The following is a 4,516-nucleotide window of genomic DNA, read 5'->3' as shown; positions in this document are numbered from 1 at the left end:
CGGTTGCAGGATGTCGCCGAGTTGTCAGCAGGGTGCAGTCTCGCGGATGCCACCCCGCCCAGGCGCGCGCCGACGCCGGACCGTTCGCGGGTGCGGCCGAACCGCCGGGTGGCAGCGCTGGAACCGGCGGCTGCGTCGGCCGCGGCGGCGGCGGCGAGACAGCATCGCCCTGACAACTCGGTTGCAGGATGTCGCCGAGTTGTCAGCGGGATGCAGTCTCGCGGATGCCTGCCGCAGCCGCAAACGACCGCGGGGCCGCCCGGCGAACCGGACGGCCCCGCGGCCAGGGACGGGCTCAGAAGCCGTTGGCGGCGAGCCACTCCGACGCGATGTCGGCCGAGGACTGCTGGTCGACGGTCGACTTGACGTTCAGCTCGACCAGACCCTCGGGGGTGAGGGCGGCGCTGACCTTGTTCAGCACGTCCGACACCTCGGAGGCGACGTTCGAGTTGACGACGGGCACGACGTTCGACGCGAGGAACAGGCCCTTGGGGTCGGTCAGCGTGACGAGGTCGTCGGTCTGGATGCGCGGGTCGGCCGTGTAGACGTTCGCGACCTGGATCGTGCCGGCGACGAGGTCGTCGACGGTGGTCTCACCGGTGGGCGAGAACTGCACGGTGACGCCGTAGGTCGACTGCAGGCCGGTGGGGCCGTAGGGACGCTCGGCGAGCTCGGCGTTGCCACCGAGGGTCAGCCCCGAGGTGACCTTGGACAGGTCGGCGATCGAGGTGAGGCCGTTGGCGTCGGCGAAGGCCTTGGTGACGGTGTACGAGTCCTGGTCGGTGGCCTCGGACTGGTCGAGCACCTCGAGGCCCTCGGGCAGCGCGGCCGGCAGCGCGGCGTACACGTCGTCGGCGGTGCGCGCCTCGGTGTCCTTCTCGAAGAACTGCAGCAGGTTGCCCGTGTACTCGGGGAACACCGAAACGGTGCCGTCCTCGAGCAGCGGGATGTAGGCGTCGCGCTGGCCGATCTGGAACTGACGCGTGACCGTCTTGCCGGCCTTCTCGAGTGCCTGGGCGTAGATCTCGGCGATGATCTCGTTCGAGTAGTACGCCTGCGAGCCGACGACGATCGTGTCGGACGAGCCGCTGGCGTCACCGCCGCCGTTGCTCAGCGGGTCGCTGGACCCGCCGCTGCAACCGGCGAAGGCGAGCGAGGCGACCGCGAGGCCGGCGATGAGGCCGAGGCCCTTCTTGGTTCGTGCTGTGAACATGGGTGCTCTCTTTTCTGGTGATTCGGGATTCAGGTGGGTCAGGGGGTCGCCGGTGGCGCCGTCGGCGCTCCCACGGCGATCGCTTCGGCGCGGCGCTGACGGGCGCTGCGTCGCTGCGGCTGGGCGGCGCCGGCGGCGCGGATGCCGCGGGGCACGACGAGATGCTGCAGCAGCGCGAACAGCCCGTCGATGACCAGCGCGAGCACGGCGACGAGGATCGCTCCGCCGATGAGGATGTCGAACCGACGGAGCGGGATGGCCGCGATGATGTACTGCCCGAGGCCGCCGAGCCCGATGTACGCGGCGATCGTCACCGTGGCGAGCACCTGCAGCGTCGCGGCACGGATGCCGCCGACCAGCAGCGGTAGTCCGAGCGGCACCTCGATGCGCCAGAGGATCTGCGACTCGGTCATGCCCATCGAGCGTCCCGCGTCGATCACCCGGCGGTCGATGGCCTCGAAACCGGTGTAGGCACCCGCCAGCAGCGAAGGGATGGCGAGGACGACGAACGAGATGATCGCCGCCTCGGGCTTGTGCAGCACGCCAAGCAGCAGCGTCAGCAGGATCAGCAGGCCGAACGAGGGGATCGCGCGGGCGGCGCCCGAGATCGCGACGGCGGTCTCTCGTCCCTTGCCGGTGTGGCCGATGAACCACCCCAGCGGGATCGCGATCGCCCCGGCGATCAAGACCGCCACGGCGGTGTAGAGCAGCTGGATGCCGATGGCCAGCGGGATCGAGTCGAACTGGCCCGACTCCCCCGAGAAGATCCAGGCGATCGCGTCGCCGAGCAGGTTCATGCTTTCACCAACGTCCGGTTGGCCTGGCGAGAGACGGTCTTGGTCGCGCGGGTCCAGGGCATCAGCAGGCGTCCCGCGAGCACGAGGATCAGGTCGATCACGAGGGCGAGCACGACGACGGCGACCACCCCGGCGAACACCTCGGGGATGATGCGGCGCTGCAGCCCGTTGGTGAACAGGTAGCCGATGTTCTGGATGCCGACGAGGATGCCGACGGTCGCGAGCGCGATCGTGCTGGCCGAGGCCACGCGGAGCCCCGCGAGGACCACGGGCCCCGCGAGGGGGAACTCGACCGCCCGGAAGCGACGGAACGAGCCGTACCCGATGGCCGTGGACGCCTGGCGGACGCCCGCGTCGACCGAGTCCAGCCCGTCGGCGACGGCGCGGACGAGGATCGCCACGGCGTAGATCGCCAGGGCGACGATCAGGTTGGTCTCGCTGACGATGCTGTACCAGCCGGTCACGACCGGGACGAGGATGAGCAGAGCGAGCGAGGGGATCGTGTACAGCAGACCCGTGATGGTGATGACACCGCTGCGCACCAGACGGTAGCGCCAGGCGACCCACCCGAGCGGGATGCTGATGACGAAACCCACCACGAGGGCGATGAGGCTCTGGCGCAGATGCACCAGCGTCAACTGCCCGATGAGATCGAGGTTGTTCCCTACCCAGTTCACGGGTGAGCGTCCTCCACCAGGGCACCCTGGGTGCGGCCCTCGGCATCCACCACGACCGTTCCGGTGGCGGTCTGCTTGAGATGCAACGCGCGCTTGCCCTTGACCGCGCCGATGAAGCTGGCCACGAAGTCGCTCGCCGGGTTCTCGACGATCTCGCTGGGGGTGCCAACCTGCGCCACCTTCGCGCCCTTCTCGAGGATGACCACCTGGTCGCCCAGAAGGAACGCCTCGTCGATGTCGTGCGTGACGAAGACGATGGTCTTGCCGATCTCGCTCTGAAGGCGCAGAAGCTCCTGCTGCAGTTCGTCGCGCACGATCGGGTCGACGGCCCCGAAGGGCTCGTCCATCAGCAGGATGTTGGGGTCGGCGGCGAGCCCGCGGGCCACGCCCACGCGCTGCTGCTGGCCGCCCGAGAGCTGGCTGGGGTAGCGGTCCGCCATGGCGGTGTCGAGGCCGACGGTCTTCATCAGCTCGAGGGCGCGCGTGCGGGCCGCCTTGCGGTTCTGCCCCTGCAGCACGGGGACGGTGGCGATGTTGTCGGCGACGGTGAAGTGCGGCAGCAGCCCCGAGTTCTGCATGACGTAGCCGATGCTGCGTCGCAGCTGGACGGCCGGCTTGCCGCCGATGTCGTCGCCGTCGATGGTGATCGAGCCGGACGACGGCTCGACCATACGGTTGATCATGCGCAGCAGCGTCGTCTTGCCGCAGCCGGAGGACCCGACGAAGACGGTGGTCTTGCGCGAGGGGATGACGAGGTGGAAGTCGTCGACGGCGCGCGTGCCGTCGGGGAAGACCTTGGAAACGGCCGAGAACTCGATCATGCGACGACCCGACTCAGTCGGAGACCACGACCCTGCGGTCGAAGGCGACGTAGCCCGCGAAGTCCTTGCCCACCCGCTCCACCGCACCGTCGCGCAGGTCGGGGTAGGACCAGGCACCGTCGGCCAGCTCCGCGCCGTCGAGGGAGACGTTCCAGTACTGCGCGGCACCCTTCCAGGGGCAGGTGTAGGGAGTGGGGCTCTGGGTGAGCGCGCCCTCGCGCACCGCCTGCGGCGGGAAGTACCAGTTGCCCTCGATCGAGGCCAGGTCGTCGCGGTCGGCTTCGGCGATCACGACGCCGTCGAGCACTGCCTTCATGGGAACCCCCTTCGTGGCACCCCGCGGGCACGGCACCCGTCGGTGGTGAGCCACCTTGATCGAGGCTAGCGAGATACCGATCGCGCCAGCCGAAGATTGCTCCCCGTGTCGACCTGGGCTATGGTGCCGTGCGGTCAGACCACACGCGCACCGGGTACTGGGCCGTGCACGTGCAGCGCCACCAGGCCCGCGGCGCTGAGGGTCACCTGCAGGTCGATGGCCGAGGACTCGTCGGCGACGAGAAAAGCCAGCGTCGGACCGGATCCCGAGACGATCCCCGCCAGGGCACCCGAGCCCTCGCCCCGCTCGAGGACGCGGGCCAGGTCGGGACGCAGGTGGAGGGCCGGCGCCTGCAGGTCGTTGCGCAGCGTCGCGGCGAGCATGCGCGCATCGCCCTGGCGCAGCGCGTGCAGCACATCGGGGTCGACCGCCGGCACGCGCCTCGCCGGACCGATGTCGACCGCGTGCCGTTCGCGGTGCGCGTCGAGCTCGCCGTAGACGACGGGCGTGGACATGCCCTCGTCGTTGGGGACGAGCACCCAGTCGAAGCGCCCGCGCGCGAGGGCGGGGCTCAGCTCGTCGCCGCGGCCGGTGCCCACGGCGGTACCGCCCAGCAGAGCGAAGGGGACGTCGGCGCCGAGGCGCGCTGCCAGGCGGGCCAGCTCGCTCACCGGCATGCCCAGGCCCCACAG

Annotated in this window: 5 protein-coding genes and 1 pseudogene; all 6 read right to left on the bottom strand. The window is 70.1% G+C overall.

The window, feature by feature from the left end; genetic code table 11:
• Nucleotides 1-295: 295 nt before the first annotated feature.
• Nucleotides 296-1,213: an ABC transporter substrate-binding protein gene (locus tag DBR36_RS15485; RefSeq protein ID WP_108320615.1), complete on the bottom strand. Its 918-nt coding sequence runs from the start codon at nucleotides 1,211-1,213 to the stop codon at nucleotides 296-298.
• Nucleotides 1,214-1,251: 38 nt separating this feature from the next.
• Nucleotides 1,252-2,010: an ABC transporter permease gene (locus DBR36_RS15480; RefSeq protein WP_108320614.1), complete on the bottom strand. Its 759-nt coding sequence runs from the start codon at nucleotides 2,008-2,010 to the stop codon at nucleotides 1,252-1,254.
• Nucleotides 2,007-2,687: an ABC transporter permease gene (locus tag DBR36_RS15475; protein WP_108320613.1), complete on the bottom strand. Its 681-nt coding sequence runs from the start codon at nucleotides 2,685-2,687 to the stop codon at nucleotides 2,007-2,009. The genes DBR36_RS15480 and DBR36_RS15475 overlap by 4 nt, the downstream gene beginning before the upstream one ends.
• Nucleotides 2,684-3,508, bottom strand: a complete 825-nt coding sequence (locus tag DBR36_RS15470) for an ABC transporter ATP-binding protein (RefSeq protein ID WP_108320612.1) — start codon at nucleotides 3,506-3,508, stop codon at nucleotides 2,684-2,686. Before DBR36_RS15470 ends, DBR36_RS15475 begins: the two co-directional genes overlap by 4 nt.
• A 13-nt stretch (nucleotides 3,509-3,521) precedes the next feature.
• Nucleotides 3,522-3,824 carry a DUF427 domain-containing protein gene (locus DBR36_RS15465; protein ID WP_108320611.1) on the bottom strand — a complete coding sequence of 101 codons (303 nt, stop codon included), beginning with the start codon at nucleotides 3,822-3,824 and terminating at the stop codon, nucleotides 3,522-3,524.
• A gap of 134 nt (nucleotides 3,825-3,958) precedes the next feature.
• Nucleotides 3,959-4,516, bottom strand: a pseudogene (locus tag DBR36_RS15460) (4-(cytidine 5'-diphospho)-2-C-methyl-D-erythritol kinase); the annotation flags it as partial.

The organism is Microbacterium sp. HMWF026 (genome assembly GCF_003061325.1).
Classification (GTDB): domain Bacteria; phylum Actinomycetota; class Actinomycetes; order Actinomycetales; family Microbacteriaceae; genus Microbacterium; species Microbacterium testaceum_E.
Note: the sequence above shows the minus strand (reverse complement) of the source record. Positions and strands in the feature narration are given on the sequence as shown.

What these genes read in the sequence shown, in the direction of transcription:
- DBR36_RS15485 (WP_108320615.1), bottom strand. Translation starts at nt 1,213, where the DNA reads ATGTTCACAGCACGAACCAAGAAGGGCCTCGGCCTCATCGCCGGCCTC.
- DBR36_RS15465 (WP_108320611.1), bottom strand. Translation starts at nt 3,824, where the DNA reads ATGAAGGCAGTGCTCGACGGCGTCGTGATCGCCGAAGCCGACCGCGAC.
- DBR36_RS15480 (WP_108320614.1), bottom strand. Translation starts at nt 2,010, where the DNA reads ATGAACCTGCTCGGCGACGCGATCGCCTGGATCTTCTCGGGGGAGTCG.
- DBR36_RS15470 (WP_108320612.1), bottom strand. Translation starts at nt 3,508, where the DNA reads ATGATCGAGTTCTCGGCCGTTTCCAAGGTCTTCCCCGACGGCACGCGC.